15 protein-coding genes are annotated in these 16,895 nt (G+C 66.7%); 12 read left to right on the top strand and 3 right to left on the bottom strand.

What is annotated here, in order from left to right; translation table 11 throughout:
* The first annotated feature begins 4 nt into the window (after positions 1–4).
* Together C996_RS0108615 and iscR are read left to right on the top strand one after the other, a co-directional pair.
* The gene (locus C996_RS0108615; RefSeq protein WP_018867050.1) at positions 5–580 is read left to right on the top strand and encodes a L,D-transpeptidase; all 576 of its coding nucleotides are present in this window, start codon (positions 5–7) and stop codon (positions 578–580) included.
* 340 nt (positions 581–920) lie between these two features.
* The gene (iscR, locus tag C996_RS0108610) at positions 921–1,400 is read left to right on the top strand and encodes a Fe-S cluster assembly transcriptional regulator IscR (RefSeq protein WP_018145846.1); all 480 of its coding nucleotides are present in this window, start codon (positions 921–923) and stop codon (positions 1,398–1,400) included.
* 117 nt (positions 1,401–1,517) lie between these two features.
* On the opposite strand, the gene C996_RS0108605 is transcribed toward iscR, so the two are convergent.
* From C996_RS0108605 to C996_RS0108595, 3 genes are read right to left on the bottom strand one after another with little or no spacing between them, the layout of a single operon-like run.
* Positions 1,518–3,572, bottom strand: a complete 2,055-nt coding sequence (locus C996_RS0108605; protein WP_018867049.1) for a DUF3488 and transglutaminase-like domain-containing protein — start codon at positions 3,570–3,572, stop codon at positions 1,518–1,520.
* On the bottom strand, positions 3,569–4,546 hold the full coding sequence (locus C996_RS0108600) for a DUF58 domain-containing protein (RefSeq protein ID WP_018867048.1): 978 nt from the start codon (positions 4,544–4,546) through the stop codon (positions 3,569–3,571). The genes C996_RS0108605 and C996_RS0108600 overlap by 4 nt, the downstream gene beginning before the upstream one ends.
* Positions 4,547–4,572: 26 nt before the next feature.
* Positions 4,573–5,511 carry a MoxR family ATPase gene (locus C996_RS0108595; protein ID WP_018867047.1) on the bottom strand — a complete coding sequence of 313 codons (939 nt, stop codon included), beginning with the start codon at positions 5,509–5,511 and terminating at the stop codon, positions 4,573–4,575.
* Positions 5,512–5,624: 113 nt separating this feature from the next.
* Between C996_RS0108595 and C996_RS0108590 the strand changes: the two genes are divergently transcribed.
* From C996_RS0108590 to C996_RS13800, 10 genes are all read left to right on the top strand, one after another.
* On the top strand, positions 5,625–6,776 hold the full coding sequence (locus C996_RS0108590) for an MlaE family lipid ABC transporter permease subunit (RefSeq protein WP_018867046.1): 1,152 nt from the start codon (positions 5,625–5,627) through the stop codon (positions 6,774–6,776).
* Positions 6,777–6,779: 3 nt separating this feature from the next.
* A complete protein-coding gene (locus C996_RS0108585; protein WP_051076901.1) occupies positions 6,780–7,583 on the top strand; it encodes an ABC transporter ATP-binding protein in 804 nt (267 codons plus the stop codon).
* Positions 7,580–8,593 (top strand): MlaD family protein, encoded by a 1,014-nt coding sequence (locus C996_RS0108580; protein WP_018867044.1) that lies wholly within the window; start codon positions 7,580–7,582, stop codon positions 8,591–8,593. Before C996_RS0108585 ends, C996_RS0108580 begins: the two co-directional genes overlap by 4 nt.
* 4 nt (positions 8,594–8,597) lie before the next feature.
* Entirely contained in the window at positions 8,598–9,269 is a 672-nt protein-coding gene (locus tag C996_RS0108575; RefSeq protein ID WP_018867043.1) for a membrane integrity-associated transporter subunit PqiC, read from the top strand.
* Positions 9,266–9,775 (top strand): glutathione peroxidase, encoded by a 510-nt coding sequence (locus C996_RS0108570; RefSeq protein ID WP_018867042.1) that lies wholly within the window; start codon positions 9,266–9,268, stop codon positions 9,773–9,775. Before C996_RS0108575 ends, C996_RS0108570 begins: the two co-directional genes overlap by 4 nt.
* Positions 9,765–10,280 carry a tRNA adenosine(34) deaminase TadA gene (tadA, locus tag C996_RS0108565; protein ID WP_018867041.1) on the top strand — a complete coding sequence of 172 codons (516 nt, stop codon included), beginning with the start codon at positions 9,765–9,767 and terminating at the stop codon, positions 10,278–10,280. The genes C996_RS0108570 and tadA overlap by 11 nt, the downstream gene beginning before the upstream one ends.
* Positions 10,281–10,570: 290 nt before the next feature.
* The gene (locus C996_RS0108560) at positions 10,571–12,664 is read left to right on the top strand and encodes a type I secretion system permease/ATPase (protein WP_231367144.1); all 2,094 of its coding nucleotides are present in this window, start codon (positions 10,571–10,573) and stop codon (positions 12,662–12,664) included.
* Complete coding sequence (locus C996_RS0108555) at positions 12,661–14,079, top strand: HlyD family type I secretion periplasmic adaptor subunit (RefSeq protein WP_026279257.1); 1,419 nt, start codon at positions 12,661–12,663, stop codon at positions 14,077–14,079. Before C996_RS0108560 ends, C996_RS0108555 begins: the two co-directional genes overlap by 4 nt.
* Before the next feature lie 5 nt (positions 14,080–14,084).
* Positions 14,085–14,699 (top strand): response regulator transcription factor, encoded by a 615-nt coding sequence (locus tag C996_RS0108550; RefSeq protein WP_018867037.1) that lies wholly within the window; start codon positions 14,085–14,087, stop codon positions 14,697–14,699.
* Between the two features lie 316 nt (positions 14,700–15,015).
* Positions 15,016–16,895, top strand: a 1,880-nt coding sequence (locus tag C996_RS13800; RefSeq protein WP_038035743.1) for a retention module-containing protein, incomplete at its 3' end; no start/stop codon positions are given.

The following is a 16,895-nucleotide window of genomic DNA, read 5'->3' as shown; positions in this document are numbered from 1 at the left end:
GCTTGTGCCGAGTCTCCGCTGGATCGAACCCGTGGTACGGGATGCCCGGGAACGGGCCCCGGATGCCGGCGATGTGCCCGTCGTGGTGGTGCGGGTGGACCAGCAACGCCTCTACGTCTGGGACGGCGACCGGGTCACCGACATCTTCGACGTGTCCACGTCCGCGCGCGGGGTCGGTTTCGAGGAGGGAACCTACACCACACCGCTGGGGCTGCATCGGATCGCCGAGCGCTTCGGCGAGGGCGCACCGCGCGGGACGATCTTCCGGGCCCGGGGCAACACCGGCCAGATCGCCGATATCCTGACCGAGCCTGGTGCCCGCAGCCCGCGCGACAACATCACTTCGCGCATCCTGTGGCTGGAGGGCCTGGAGCCGGGGATCAACCGGGGCGGCAACGTCGATTCGCTGCGCCGATACATCTACATCCATGGCACCGACGAGGAGGGGCGCATTGGCGAGCCGGCCTCGGAAGGCTGTGTGCGCATGCGCAACGACGAAGTGATCGAATTGTTCCCTCGTCTGCCCACGGGGACGCTGGTCATGATCCTGGACGGCCCCGAGGTTCCTCGCCTCGGGTAGAACCTTCGCGGCGCGTCGGTTCGTCCCCATGCAGGTCTGTCCTGTACTGGCCTGCGGCACCCCTCTGCGCAACCCCGCCGCGTCGGGTAAACCCGTGTACGTTCGTCCCCGGCATCCTCCCCGGGAACTCCCGCGCCCCGGGGGGTTCTGAATACCTACGTTAGCATTCCGTGATCTTTGTTCATTCGCCTGCTAGAATAAGGGAATTATTCCCGACTGTTGCTGTCAGGTAAGACGGGAATTATTCTTGACGAACACGGTCAGGAATTAAGAACGGATGCAAGCCTGCGAACGGATGTCGAGCAGGACACATACTCAAGGTTATTCGGAGGCAGAAATCATGAAACTCTCAACCAAGGGCCGCTACGCGGTGACGGCCATGATGGATCTGGCGATTCACGACCGGATCGGGCCCGTGACGCTTGCCGACATCTCGCAGTGCCAGGGCATTTCGCTGTCCTATCTGGAACAGCTGTTCGCCAAGCTGCGCAAGGCCGACCTGGTGGAAGGTGTGCGTGGCCCGGGCGGTGGGTATCGCCTGGCCAAGCGTGCCGACCAGATCAGCATCGCGAATATCATTACCGCGGTGGACGAATCAGTGGATGTCACCCGCTGCAAGGGTCACAAGGACTGCCAGGACGGCGACCGCTGCCTGACCCACGAGCTGTGGGATGATCTGAGCCAGCAGCTGTACGATTTCCTGGACGGGATTACCCTGGCGCAGTTCGCCAATCGTCCGGAGGTGCAGAAGGTGGCACGTCGCCAGGACGAGCGCCGCGGTGCCCGGCACCACTTCATCTTCCGCAACGACGCGGCATAACGCGCCACGCGGAGCGACCCGGTGAAACGGGTCGCGAACGGCCAACGGGGCTGACCGGTCCAACTGCACCGGTCGGCCCCGTTTTTTTGGCGCCCCCCTTGGGAGTGAGCGCGACGGTTATGCGTGCTCCCGGGCTGGCGGCGCGGCGGGCTTTCCGCGTGGAACCTGTCGCAGCAGGTCGCGCAGGTGATCAAGTTGGTCCTTGCGCTGCTCCGGGGTCAGCGGCGCGAAGCGCTGGCGGTTGTAGACGCGGGCGAAGGTTGTCAGTGGTTGCGCGAGGTCCGGGCGCGCCCGGCCGACGCGCCGGGTCCACGCATCCACCGGCTCGTGAGCCTGGCGCGCCAGGCTGCGGTCATGCCGTGCGGTACGCTCGGATAGCCTTTGCAGCAGGCGATCGGCCGGGGAGCGCCGCTGGCGCGGACGGCGCAGCCAGACCCAGATGATGGCGATCAGCGCCAGGCTGCCGAATCCGACGCCCAGTGCCATCAGGACCGAGCGCCAGTCCCGCGGATCCAGCCCGAGGCGGGCGAAGAGCTCGCGCTGGCGCTCGGGGTCGAAAGCCAGCACCCAGCTCTCCCAGCGAAAGCGCACGAAATCGCCCCAGTCCTCGAGACCGAAGCGTGCCCGCTGCAGCCACGACAGTCCCTCTCCGCGCAGGAGAAAGCCCGGTATTTCCTCCCCGGTATCGCGGGCGAGGCCGGTCAGCCCCTGCTCGATCCGCTCGGGCGCGATGGCGGCGGTGGGGTCCACGCGTACCCAGCCTTCGCCATCCAGCCACACCTCGTTCCAGGCATGCGCGTCGGCATTGCGCAGGCGCAGGTATTCCCCGCGCGTTTGCCAGGTACCCCCCTGATACCCCGTGACGACGCGGGTGGGGATGCCGGCCGCCCGCATCAGCACGGCGAATGCGGAGGCGTAGTGCTCGCAGTAGCCAGCCTGGGTCTCGAACAGGAACTGGTCGGTGGTGTCGTCCTGCAGGCGTGGGGGCTGGAGGGTGTAGCGATAGGGTTCGCCGGCGAAGCGGCGTAGCGCCTCCTGGATGATCGCGCGGTCGTCGTCGCCGTGGGTCGCGCGCCACAGCGCGACCTCGGCACGCGAGCGGGGCGCGGCCGAGGGGGGCAGATGCAGGGCGCGGGCGCGTTCCTGCGGATCCAGTGAAGTCTCGCCGGCACCGGGCGGGGTGACCAGATCGGCCCCGGCGCTGTACTGGATGCGGCTGGTGATACGGCGATCGCGCAGGACCTGGTGGTTCGCGCGCAGTTCGGCGTCCTCCGGCAGGGCGACGGGGTAGTCCAGCACCGGGAGATAGCGGGCGCGGGTCGGCTCGAGGGTGGCGGTATAGCGGGTGACACGGTCGTCGTCATCCGGTGCGGGGGCCTCGATCACGGACCGGTTTTCGTCGGCGGACCAGCGCCGACCGTCGAAATCCGTCATCACCAGGGCGCGCCAGTACTGCGCGCGCGGAGGGGGCACCGCGTCGGTGAATTCGACCCGCAGGGCGGTGGAGTCGTCCTGCAGCAGACTGGCGATGTCACCGGGATTGAGCTCGCCGGACAACCCGGTGCGGGCGCTCTCCTCGCGCTGCGGGTCTCCCCAGAGCGGACCTTCCACGCGCGGGAAGACGAAGAACAGGATCAGCATGAAGGGCAGGGCATGCAGCAGCATGGTCCCGGCCTGTCGCGCCAGTTGCCGGCGCGGGAGCGGACGCCCGGCGTGGACCTGGATCAGCGCGGCGGTGAGCAGGGCGGTCGCCAGGAGCGAGTAGCCGGCGATCAGGATGGACTGATCGAAGAAATAGGTGGTGACGACCACAAAATAGCCGAGGAACAGGGCGATCACGATGTCGCGTCGGTTGCGGGTCTCCAGCAGCTTGAAGGCGATCATGACGAGCAGCAGGGCGGTGCCGGCCTCCTGCCCGAACACGGTGCCGAACTGGGCCAAGGTCAGTGCGCCGGCGATCACGGCCAGCATGCTCATGACGGCCAGCGAGGGGGCGGCGCGTCCGGTCGCCAGCAGCCACGCCCGGGTGGCGATGGCGAGCACCACCAGCGCGGTGATCCACGGGGGCTGATGCCAGACGTGCGGCAGGGCGGCCACCGGCAACGCGACAAGGGCCAGGTCCAGGCCGCGCAGCGCGCCCCGCGGGTCCGCCGGGATGGGAGCGGGTGTCATGAGCGGGGCTCCGGGTCGAGTTCGATGGGCTCGGTTCGGAACCCGGCAAGTGCCCGGAGGCAGGCATCCCGGTGGCTGACACCCTGGCCCGGTTCCAGGGTCTGGTCGGGCAGGCGCAGACCGAAGAAACGACCCTCGGCATGGGCCGCCAGCACCTGATGGCACAGCATGGACAGGCGCGTCTCGGTGTCCGGGGCGGGCATCGCATCCCACTCCAGCCACAGGCGATCACCCTGGCCACTGGCGGCCTCGCGCACGTGGAGTTTTCCGCTGCGGGCAAAGGCCTTCCAGATGATGCGTCCGGGCGGGTCCCCGGGTCGGTAGGGGCGAATCTGGTCTGGGGCCTCCCCCGCGTGGCCGGTGGAGGCGGGTGCCTCGTCTTCCCCGGTCCCGCCGAGTGTGGCGCCCGGGTCGATGGGGGCTGGATAGACCACGATCTCCGGGGTCAGCGTCAGCCAGGTCCAGGCCTCGAGGATGCCCAGCGGGTAGCGGGTGTCGAGGCGCTGGCGCGGCAGCCGGTAGAGCCCCCGCGGCTGGCCGGACAGGTCCAGGCGTGCGGTTTCGGCGCCCCGGCCCGGTACCGGAAACGGGCCCGTCGCCCGGTTGCCGACACGCAGCACCAGAGCCTCGCGGGCGCGCCCGTCTGTCTCGCTCAGGCGCAGCGGGATACCGAGTGGCTGGCCGGCGAAGACCGGCGGCACGGGCAGGGTGGCCACCTGCAGGCCGAGCAGGTTGCGGTGGGTGTACCACATGGCGTTGTGGCCGATGCCGACCAGCAGGAAGGTCAGCAGGAACGCCATGTTGTTGGAGTAGTTGATCGAACCCAGGAGCATCACCAGGAGGATCCCGAGCAGGGTGTAGCCGGCCCGCGTGGGCAGGATGTAGATGCGGTCTCGGCCCAGGCGGGCCGCCTGACCGTCGTGCGCGTGGCGGCGGGTGATCCAGCGGATCGCGTCGTCCCGCAGTCGCGCCATGCGGCCTCGCGCGCGGGGGGAACGGGTCATGGAGTCGGGACGCATTCCATCAGGCGTGCGACCGTGCGTTCGGGGCTCTCCGGCTCGCGCGGCCGCACTCGGTGGCCGGCGACCGAGGGCAGTACACGGGCGACGTCGTCGGGCGTGGTGTAGTTGCGGCCGTCGAGAAAGGCATGGGCCCGGGCCGCGCGCAGGAGGCCCAGCCCGGCGCGGGGCGACAGTCCGTGGGCGAAGCGCGCCCGGTCGCGGCTCGCACTCAACAGGCCCTGCAGGTAATCGAGGACTGCGGCATCCGCGTGGACGCCGGCCACCTGGTCCTGCCATTCGCGCAGCTGGTGCGGGGCCGCCAGGCTCGGGGGTGTCGGGTGGGTCTCCGCGACCGGCGCGGCCGTTGGGGCCGGGCCGCTGCGCTCGAGCAGGGCGCGTTCGGCTCCGGCATCCGGGTAGCCCAGCTGGATGCGCATCAGAAAGCGGTCGAGCTGGGACTCCGGCAGCGGGTGCGTGCCAACCTGCTCCTCCGGGTTCTGGGTGGCGATCACGAAGAACGGTACCGGCAAGGCGCGGGTCGCGCCCTCGACACTGGCCTGGCGCTCCTCCATGGCCTCCAGCAATGCGCTTTGCGTCTTGGGGGGCGCACGGTTGATCTCGTCCGCCAGGAGCACCTGGGTGAAGACGGGGCCGGGATGGAAGCGAAACTCGCCGCTCCCCTGCTCGAAGATGGAGACGCCCAGTACGTCGCCGGGCAGCAGGTCGCTGGTGAACTGTACCCGCTGGTAGTCGAGGGCCATCGCCCGGGCAAGGGCGTGGGCCAGAGTGGTCTTGCCGACACCGGGCTGATCCTCGATCAGCAGGTGCCCGTTGGCCAGCAGACAGGCCAGGGCCAGTCGCACCGGCTCGGGTTTGCCGAGGAGCACTTCGTTGAGTGCGTGTTCAATCTGTTGCAGGGCTTCCTGAGCCGATGGCATGCGTGCCTCGTGGTTGCTGATGGCGGAGAGGCCTTGGAGTGTTCCGGGTAGGCGAATGGTTCCCGGGGCCGTGTTGCGGCTACCATGGCCGCACGTTCTACGCGAGTTACGCGATGGATTCCACGGCCGCCGGTGGGCGACAGTCGTTTGAATATGATGCCACAGCCGACCCGGCGCCCCGCCTGCGCCTGACCGGGCGGCTGGATGTGCGTGCAGTGGAACATCACTGGGGTGCACTGCGGCGCCGCGCGCGCGATCTGGCGCAGCAGCCGGGGGCGCGGGGCGTGGTGGTCGACATGGAGGGCGTCGAGTACTGCGATGGTGCGGGGGCCGCACTGCTGCACGCGCTGGAGCAGGACCTCGCGAGGGCGGGAGCCGAGGTCCGCTTCGAAGGGATGGGGTCGATGGTCCGGGACCAGCTGGCGCCATACCGCGAGCTGGAGACGGTCGAGCCGGCGCGGGCCGCCCGGGGGCGTGGCTGGTGGCCGGGGTTGCTGGACGGGGTGGACCGCCTGGGGCGCGCCGCCCACTCGCAGTTCACCTTCGTGGGCGAGCTGGCCCGGGCCATCGGCAGCTCCCTGCGGCGCCCGCGCCAGGTGCGCTGGGGCGACACCCTGCGCGTGGCGGAGGCCGCGGGCTTTCAGGCATTGCCCATTGTCTCGCTCATTGCGTTCCTGCTGGGGGTGATCCTGGCGTTTCAGTCGGCGATTGCCATGCGCCAGTTCGGCGGCGAGATCTTCGTGGCGAACCTGGTGGCGGTTTCGCTGTTCCGCGAACTGGGGCCGTTGATGATGGCCATTCTGCTCGCCGGCCGTTCCGGGGCGGCATTCGCGGCCGAGATCGGGACCATGAAGGTGAACGAGGAGGTCAACGCCCTGAAGACGATGGGCCTGGACCCGGTGCACTTTCTCGTGTTGCCGAAGGTGCTGGCCGGTTTGCTGGTGGCGCCCCTGCTCGCGCTGTACGCCAACATGATCGGGCTGATCGGTGGCGCGGTGGTGATGCAGGGCTTTGGCATCCCCTGGGTGGCGTACTTCAACCAGGTGACATCCGCATTGAGCCCGTCGGATCTGTTTTCCGGGCTGGCCAAGGCCGTGGTGTTCGGCCTGGTGGTTGCCGGCGTGGGGTGCCTGCGCGGGCTGCAAACCGGCAGCGGGGCGGCCTCGGTGGGGCTGTCCACCACCAGCGCGGTGGTGACGTCCATCATCCTGATCGTGGTGCTGGACGGCGTGTTTGCCGTGCTGTTCTACCATCTCGGGGTCTGACGCATGAACCCGACACACACGAACATGGCGGACCCTGATGACCGTGACGTGGTGATCCGCGTCCGTGGTCTGACCATGGGCTTCGACGATCTGGTGCTGATGCGTGATCTCGACTTCGACGTGCGTCGGGGCGAGATCTTCGTGATCCTGGGCGGCTCCGGCAGTGGCAAGAGCACGCTGCTCAAGCACATGATCGGGCTCTACCAGCCGCTGGCCGGGCATATCTGGGTGGCCGGCACGGATATCGCCGAGGCCGACGAGGCCCAGCGGGAGGCGATCCTGCGCCGTGTGGGGGTGATGTACCAGATGGGCGCGCTGTTCGGCTCGATGACCCTCCTGGAGAATGTGCGCCTGCCGCTGGAGGTGCATACCGATCTGCCGCGCGAGGCGATGGATGCGATCGCGCGGGCGCGTCTGCAACTGGTGGGGCTGGGGGCATTTGCCGATTTCATGCCCTCCGAGATCAGCGGGGGGATGCAGAAGCGCGCAGCGATTGCGCGGGCCATGGTGCTGGACCCGGAGGTCCTGTTTCTGGATGAGCCGTCGGCCGGGCTCGATCCGATTACCTCGGCCGATCTGGACCGCCTGATCCAGCGTCTGGCGCGGACCCTGGACATGACGATCGTGATCGTCAGTCACGAACTGGCCAGTATTTTTGCGATCGCGGACCGGGTGATTATGCTCGACAAGGAGAGTCAGGGGATTGCGGCCGAGGGCGACCCGGCCACCCTGCGCGATACATCGAACCACCCGTGGGTACAGCGTTTCCTGCGGCGGACGGATTCCGACGAGGAGAGGCCCGCATGAGTGCCCGACATCATTTCCGGCTGGGGCTGTTCATCCTCGGGGGGCTGGCCGCGCTGGTCGCGGCGCTGCTGATCCTGACGGCGGGCAATCTGCTGCGCCCGTCGATCCAGATCGAGACCTACATGGACGCGTCGATCCAGGGTCTGGAGGTGGGGGCGCCGGTGAAGTTCCGCGGGGTGACCATCGGCGAGGTGACCGACATGACGTTTACCTCGGTGGTGTACGAGGCGGATATCTCGCCGCGCGATCGCAAACGCTACGTGATGGTGCGGGCGCGGCTGTACCCGGATCGCTTCGCGGCCAGTGCGCAAGAGGGCGAGTTCCGCGTGGAGGTCTTCAAAAACCTGATCGATGCCGGGCTTCGGGTCCGCATGGCCGCTCAGGGGATCACTGGTATGAACTATCTCGAGGCGGACTTCTCGGACCCCGAGGCCCATCCGCCACTGGCACATGACTGGGACCCGGAGGGGATCTACATCCCGTCCGCACCAAGTACCGCCATGCAGTTTCTGGAGTATGCCGAGAACCTCCTCAAGCGCATCGACGAGCTGGACATCGAGGGTGTGGTGGACAACCTGACGAGCCTGCTGGTCACGGTGGAGACCACGATCGCGGAACTCGATACGGCCCGCCTGGCGGACCAGGCGGATCAAATGATCGAGGAACTGCAGACGACAACCCGCACGGCCACCCGGGTGATGGAGTCGGTCGAGCGCCTGATCGAGCACCCGGATACTCAGGCATTGCCCAGCGAGACGCGGGCCGCGCTGCGGGAACTGCGCGAGACGGCCGAAGCGGCGGATGTTGGACGGCTGGTCGACCGGATGGATTCGATGGTGGAACGCCTCGATCGGGGCATGGATGTAAGCGAGGCCAAGCTGCTGGAGACCCTGGACGAACTGCAGGCCGCGATTGCCGGACTGCGCAGCCTGTCCGATGACGTACGCCGCAACCCGGGGGGGGCACTGTTCGGTGCCCCGCCGCCCCGCAGCACCATGGACAAGGAGTAGATGGATGACCCGATGGAGCGTTGCCGCACTGCTGCTGATCGCCTGGACACTGGGCGGCTGCACGCTGATCCCCGAACGCGAGGCCGTTGACCGCTCGTGGTTCCTGCTGGAGTTGCCCGCCGAGCCGGCGCCGCGCATGGCTGGCGACGCCGAGCCCCTGGCGGTCGAGCTGGGATCGGTGCGCGTGGCGCCGGCCTATTCGGGCAAGGGACTGGTCTATCGCCTGGGGGATCACCGCTACGAGTCGGACTACTACAACGAGTGGTTCCTGCGGCCGGCCGAGCAGTTCGAGCAGCTGCTGCGGGAACGGTGGACCCGCAACGATACCGCCATCGAACTGGTGGATAACGCGGCGGACGCCTGGGCCGAGGGGCGACCGGCGGTGCAGTTGCACGTCCTCGTCACGGCGTTGTACGGCGATCTGGATGCCGCCAATCTGGAGGCACTGAGCGCTGTGGACACCGGTGAAGCCGTACAGGGCACGGGCCGCGTCGGACTGCGGGCCCAGCTGCGCACGGATACGCATGCGCGCCTGGTGCACCTGGAGGCGGCCCACACGATCGACCGGCGGTCGGCCTCACGCCTGGTGGCCGCACTCTCACAAGCCACTGCCGACGTGCTGGCGGAGCTGGAAGACGAAGCGCTGCGGGAGTCCGGGCACGGGATGCGCGAATGACCGACGTCTTCGATTTTTCCGCCCCGCTACTCGACGGCGACGAGCAGCCGCTGGCCGCCTGGCGGGGGGATGTCCTGCTGATCGTGAATGTGGCCAGCGAGTGCGGTTTCACGCCGCAGTACGAGGGTCTGCAGGCCCTGGCCGAACGCTACGGTGAACGGGGGTTTCGCGTGCTGGGTTTTCCGTGCAACCAATTCGGAGGTCAGGAACCGGGGGACGCCGGGAAGATCCGCGCCTGCGGCACGCGCTTCGCGGTGTCGTTTCCGGTATTCGCGAAGGTCGAGGTGAACGGTGCCGAGGCCCATCCGCTGTTTCGATACCTCAAGGAACAGGCGCCGGGGGCCCTGGGCACACAGGGCATCAAGTGGAACTTCACCAAGTTCCTGGTCGGTCGCGACGGCCGGGTGATCCGGCGGTTCGCGCCGCAGAAGAAGCCGTCGGAGCTGGTCCGGGCGATCGAGGCGGCGCTGGACGAGCCGCCCCCGGGGCCCACCAGTGGCGCGTAGCGTGGCGCCGGGCGAGACCGGTCCGGCGCCCGACGCCCCGGGCGCGGCGGACTACTGGATGGAGCGCGCCCTGTCCCTGGCGGATCGGGCGGCCGCAGCCGGCGAGGTCCCGGTCGGCGCAGTCCTGGTGGACGCCGATGGCACCTGCCTGGCCGCCTGCCACAATGCACCCATCGCGCTGCACGACCCGACGGCGCATGCCGAGATCCGGGCGCTGCGCGAAGCCGGCGAGCGCTTGCAGAACTATCGGCTGCCGGGCACCACCCTCTACGTGACCCTGGAGCCATGCAGCATGTGTGCCGGCGCCATGATCCATGGCCGGGTAGCCCGCCTGGTATATGGCGCGACCGACCCGCGAACCGGCGCCGCAGGGAGCGCGCTGGATCTGATCCACCATCCCTCTCACAACCACCAAATTGAGGTGGTATGCGGTGTTCGGGCCGAAAAGGCCGGTGACCAACTGCGTCGATTCTTTCGTGCTCGAAGGCGCGTTAATCCGTCGTGAAGCGAAGGATGGCGTCTGCCTTGTGCTGCGAGTGAGGGCGGGGCAAAGTTGTGACGTAATTAACGTTGTAAAGGCCGCATCGGTTGCTCGGGCGCGCATCTCCCCCTACCGAAGCTGCCTTCCGAGGGATACCTATCAACCGCCAAGACATCGACGAACGGGATGACTCCGCGGGGCCTGATTCCGATGAACGAGCGTCGGACTCAGGCCCCGCAGTCGAAGAGTCGGCGGCTACCGCGCCACTTCCGGTTTTAGATTCCCGCGATCGTCCCGATCCCCTTCTGGGCGGTCTGATACTCATCGCGCGAACCCATGGCCTGAACCTGACGGCGGATTCGGCCCGTGCGGGCCTCCCATTGGAGGACGGACGGCTTAGCCCGTCCCTCGTGGATCGCGCGGCGCGTCGCGCAGGCATGACCACGCGAACGGTGACGCGCGAGGCGCGGGCACTGAAAGACGAACTCCTCCCGGCTTTGTTGCTGCTGGATAACCACGAAGCGTGGGTCCTCGTGGGCTGGAACGAGGACAAGAGTGTGGCTCACGTGGTTGACCCGGAGGTGAGTGACGCAGTCATCGAAGTTCCGCTCGATCGCCTGAAGTCGCGCTACTTGGGCCGAGCGATTTATGTCCGTCCCGAGTTTCGGATGGATGCGCGGGCGCCGCGCGTTTCGAAAGAAGACAAGGGCCACTGGTTCTGGCGCGTGATTCGCGAGAACCGACCGCTCTACCGCGACGTGCTCGTGGCGGCGGTCATGATCAACCTTTTTGCCCTGGCGATGCCGCTGTTCGTGCTGAACGTGTACGATCGCGTCGTCCCCAACCACGCGACGGAAACACTCTTCATGTTCGCGGCGGGCGTGGTGATCGTGCTGATCGCCGATCTGGTCTTGCGCACCATGCGCAGTCATTTTGTCGACAAGGCCGCGATGCGGGCGGACGTAAAGCTGTCCTCGCACATCATGGAGCGGGTGCTGGGCCTGCGCATGGAGAACCGCCCGGCCTCGGTGGGCTCGTTCGCGTCCAATATCGGCGCGTTCGAGTCGGTGCGCAGCTTCATCTCCTCGGCGACGATCATCGCCTTTGTCGATCTGCCTTTTTCACTGTTGTTCATTGCGATCATCGCGTTGATTGCCTGGCCGCTAGCGGTACCGGTGTTGATTGGTGCGCTGGTGCTGTTGCTGTACGCGACGGCGATCCACCGCAAGCTGCATGCGCTGGCGGAGGAGAGCTATCGCGTCGCTGCGCAGCGCAACTCCACGCTGGTGGAAAGCCTTGCCGGTGCGGAAACCCTGAAGGCGCTGAGCGCCGAGGGGCGAGTCCAGGCGACCTGGGAGCGTTCGACGGCCCACCTGGCGCGTACCAGCGCGCAGAATCGCCTGCTCACGGCGAGCGTCACGCACACCGCGCTGTGGGCGCAGCACACGGTCGGGGTGGCCATTATCGTCCTCGGGGTGTTCCTGCTGATGGAAGGGGATCTGTCGATGGGCGGCCTGATTGCCGCCTACCTGATTTCCTCCCGGGCCATGGCGCCGATCAGCCAGACCGCGGGGCTGCTGATGCAATATCACCAGGCTTCCACCGCGCTGGGCTCCCTTAACGAGATCATGACGCTGCCGGTGGAGCGGCCTCCGGAAACCACGTTCCTCAGTCGCGATCGCTTCGAGGGGGCGATCGAGTTCCGCAATGTGGACTTTGCCTACCCCGAGCAGCCCAACCCGGCCTTGCGCAACGTCTCGCTGCGCATCCAGCCGGGGGAGCATGTGGCGATCCTGGGGCGGGTGGGCTCCGGCAAGAGCACACTGGCCAAGCTGATCATGGGCCTGTACCAGCCGACTGGCGGCGCGGTAATGGTCGACGGCATCGACGTGCGTCAGCTCGACCCGGCAGAGCTGCGTCGTTCCATGGGGTATGTGGGGCAGGAGGTGACGCTCTTCTACGGCAGCCTCCGGGAGAACCTGGTCGCCAGTGATCCGCTGGCGTCGGACGAGGCGATCCGCAAGGCGATCGCGATTTCCGGTATCGAGGATCTGATCAACACCCATCCGCAGGGCATCGACATGCAGGTGGGGGAACGCGGCGGGCGCCTGTCGGGAGGTCAGAAACAGAGTGTCGGGGTGGCGCGTGCGGTGCTGCACGAGCCGAACATGCTTCTGCTGGACGAACCCACCAGCTCCATGGACAACTCGACCGAGCAGGCGATGAAGCGTCGCCTGGCCGAATTCATGGAGGGGCGCACGGCGGTGATCGTGACCCATCGCACCTCGCTGCTCGAACTGGTGGATCGCATCATCGTGCTGGATCAGGGCCGCGTGGTGGCGGATGGGCCGAAGGACCAGGTCGTCCAGGCCCTGCGGGAAGGCCGCGTTGGGAAGGCGCAGGCGTGAGCAAGCGAAAGGAAGGACAGGGGTTCGAAGACCTCGGGCGCGGGATGGATCGCGCCGGCAAGGTTGGCGCGCCCATGGTGGACCGGATCTTTCGGCCCTGGCTGGCCAAGGGGGGCTCGGACCACCGGAACTGGGCTTCGGATGCCGACTGGACCCAGATCCAGGAGAAACCCTTGCGGGCCCGTGCGCTGCTGTACGGCATTCTGGTGACCCTGGCCTTGCTAGTGTACTGGGCCTCGGTGGCGGAGATCGACGAGGTCGCGCGGGGCGATGGGCGCGTGATTCCCTCACAGAACCTCCAGGTGCTGCAATCGATGGATGGGGGTGTGGTCTCGGAGATTCTGGCGCGCGAGGGTGACGTCGTTGAGCGCGGCGATGTCCTGGTGCGGATCGACCCCACCCGCTTCCTTTCCGATCTGGGCGAAGCGCGCGCGAGCGAATTTTCGCTCCGCGCCCGGCAAGCCCGGCTGATCGCGTTACTTTCGGATACGCCTTTCCTCGTTACGCCGGACTTACAGCAGGGCCCACCCGCTATCGTCGAGCAGGAACAGCGACTGTATGAAGAAAGCCTGGCGGAGCTGAACTCGCGCATCCGGATTGCCGAGGAACAGATGCGCCAGCGCCAGGAGGAGTTGAACGAGGTACGGGCGCGCCGCACCCAGGCTGTGCGGGCACTGGAACTGGCCAGCCGGGAACTGGACGTTACCGAGCCGCTGGTTCAAAGCGGGGCGGTTTCGGAGGTGGAAGTGCTCCGCCTGCAGCGGGAGGTGTCCAATGCGCGTGGGGATCGCGACCAGGCCACGGCGCAGATCGCCCGCCTGAATGCCGCCATCGAGGAGGCGGAAGAGAAGATCCGCGAGGTGCGGCTCAATTTCCGCAACCAGTGGCGCGCCGAGCTGGCCGACACGCTGGGCCGCCTGCAGGAGCTGGCCGAGGGGACCGAAGGGCTCGAGGACCGTGTGCGCCTGTCCGAGGTGCGCTCCCCGATGACCGGGATTGTGCAGAGGATGTTCGTGACCACTCGGGGCGGTGTCATCTCCCCGGGACGCGAGGTAGCGGAGGTGGTCCCGTTGGAGGACGAACTCCTGATCGAGGCCCGAGTATCGCCACAGGATATCGCCTATCTACGGCCGGGCCTGCAGGCGCGGGTGAAGTTCACGGCGTATGACTTCGCGATCTATGGCGGGCTGGAGGCGACCGTCGAACACATCAGCCCGGACACGATCACGGACGACGATGGCAACACCTTCTACAAGGTCCGCGTGCGGACCGAAGAGACCGGCTTTGACGAGGAGCACCAGATCATGACCGGGATGGTGGCCCAGGTGGACATCATCACCGGGCGACGAACCATCCTGCAGTACCTGCTGAAGCCGATCCTCCGCGCGGGCGATCTGGCCTTTACGGAGCGCTGAGAGACATGCAGATCTTCCTGATCGATCAAGATTCGCGGCCGTCGCCGCGCTGGGAGGCGGCGTTTCCGGACGCCCAGGTGCTCCGGCCGCCGTTTCCCGCGGCGCTGCCCGAGGGCGCCGAGGCGTGCTGGGTGGGGACGGATCTGGCCGACTGGGACCAGCAGGTCAGGCAGCGCACGCGGGTGCACCGCGTGATCGTGCACTCCCGCCACCCGAACGACGAAGAAGGGATCCGTGCCTTCGACGCCGGCGCACACGGTTACTGCCACACCCTGGCGAACGTCGCCCAGCTACGAACGATTGCAACCACAGTCACCGGGGGCGGTCTGTGGGTGGGCCCCGATTTGATGACCCGCATGATCCGTACGGTGCGCAGCGTGCAGCCGCGTGATCCGGAAACGCCGCCCGAGGGCTTCGAGGAGCTGACCCCGCGCGAACGCCAGGTCGCCCTGGCCGTGACCACAGGCGCGCACAACAAGGAAATCGCACGCCAGCTCGGCATGACCGAGCGCACGGTCAAGATGCATCTTGGGTCGGTCTTCAAGAAGCTCGACGTAGACGATCGCGTTCAGCTCGTCCTGCACCTTACGCGTCTGCGCGAGTCCTGGCCCACGGCCTGATCCGGTCCAGGCGATCCTTCTGGTCGTCGTCCGGGGGTGATGGGGTTCGCGACCCACATGACCATCTTGCGGGCCGCGCCGCCTGACGGATGGCTCGCCTTCGGCTCTCGACTCGCTCGATTCGTGGATGCGGCCAATCATCTCGCCCGAAATCGAGACCCAGATCGTTACGAGTGCATCTGGTTTTCCCGGTCGAGTCCTACGGCCGTTCCTCCTGCCCACCTGTACTTCAGTACAGCTGTCGCGCCAGCGGCCGCTCCCCTAGGATCCTATCCAGCTAAAACTTTCAACTAGTACCGTATCCAAGGGGATCGTCATGTCCGAAGTCGTCGTAGCGACCGTTGAATCCATTGTCGGCACCGTCATTGCGCGGGACGAGGATGGCAACACCCGCGTCCTGCAGCCGGGCGACCCAATCTTCCATGGCGAAGAAGTGATCGCTGAAGACGGTGCCTTCATCGAAATGGCCTTCGAGGACGGGTCCACCATGACGCTGGCCGGCAACGAATCGGCCACCATTACCGCGGACCTTGCCGAATCCGCCGAACCCGAATCCCAGGACGCCGAGGTAGCCGACGCCACCGTTGAGGAGATCATTGCGGCTCTGGATCGGGGAGAAGACATCACGGATCTGATCGAGGCCCCGGCCGCCGGTCTGGACGGCGGTGTCGCCGGTGAGGGCGGTAGCTTCGTCCGTGTCACCCGCGGCTCCGAGGAAGTAGGCCAGGTCACCTACGCCTATGACTCGAATTCCCTGCGCGGCCCCGGTGAAGCTGGCGGTGAAGATGGAGGGACGCTCGCGGATACTGGGATCGGGACAACGACAGACGACACGGGGACAACCACCGACGAAGTGGTACCGGAACCCAGCCTCGTCATCAGCGTTACACCGCTCAGTGAGATGGTCTCGCGGGTCGTAGCGGATATTCGTCCCCAAAGTCCAGACGTCATGTCCGCTCGGGTCGAAGAGGCCGACGTGTCGCCCTCTGAACAACCCGGTACGGGTTTGGCGGTGTTCAGCCTTGATTCCACGTTGGATCTGGACGGATTGCCGGATACGGCCGCGGGCCCGATCGGATATGCAATTGTTGGGGGCGATTCGGACTATCTGGCGATTGGTACGGATTCCGAGGGCAATCCAGCCGTCGTGTTGACCGAGCAGGGCGCATGGGCCTTGCAGAATGGACAGGTACCCAATAACGAGTTTTCTGTCGAAGTTCAGGGCACCGTGGAAATCGAGGGAATCGGTCCGGTTTCGGCGACGGAAGTTTCAGCCGTTGCGGTGGAGGTCCCGCAGCCGACGTTTGATGTCGAACTTTGGCCGGGAGAAGTCTTTTATATGCCTCCGGCGGACCAGCTGCCTGAGGGTCAAGAGCCTGATCTGCAGCAACTCAGTGTCGGCGCGGATAACGTGGCCGGAGATTTTGGGTTCCCCGCGTCGGCAGTTGAAGCAGGCATGCCGGTATTCTGGATCAACCCTCAGGCTGACTTTGATGGCATCGACCCCTCGCTGGGCGATTTCTCGTACGAGATCGTTGGTGGCGACAGCGAATACCTTGAGCTTTCACAGAATGACTGGGGCCAGTGGTCGGTCGTACTGAGCGAGGAAGGTGCCAGAGCGATCCAGAACGGACAGGTTTCAGGAAACGATCTTGACGTGACCATCGAGGGCTCGCTGACGATCGGTGAAGGCCTCGTCAATACCTTCATGCTCGAAGCCAGCGCCGAAGGTGGTGTGGTGGTACCGACTCCACAGCCGGAGCTGACGGTGGGTATGTCGGCGGTGGATACGCCGGAGGACTGGCCGCAGTCGGCGGCCGAGAACGATGTGGTGTTCGAGGTCACGACCGACCTGGACCTGGATGGCATCGACGGCGATCTGGCGGGCGAGATCGCTCTGTCGCTGAACGAGGACAGCGGCGGTTATCTGGCGCTTGAAGGTAGCAACGTGGTGCTGACAGCCGACGGTGCGGCGGCGATCCGTAATGGCCAGGTGGGTCTGGACGGGTTGATGGCGTCGGTCGAGGGCACGGTGACCATCGCCGAGGACGGTGTGAACCCGTTCGTCCTGAGCGATGACGCGCAGGCGGCGATCGAGGTGCCGATGCCGGAGCCGAGTCTGGATGTGACGGTGACGGCGGCGCTGGAACTGGAGAGCAGTGACCAGGCCGCGGAAGGCCAGCTGGCGTTCACGCT

It is taken from the genome of Thioalkalivibrio sp. ALE25 (genome assembly GCF_000377285.1).
In the GTDB taxonomy this organism is placed as follows: Bacteria; Pseudomonadota; Gammaproteobacteria; order Ectothiorhodospirales; family Ectothiorhodospiraceae; genus Thioalkalivibrio.
Note: the sequence above shows the minus strand (reverse complement) of the source record. Positions and strands in the feature narration are given on the sequence as shown.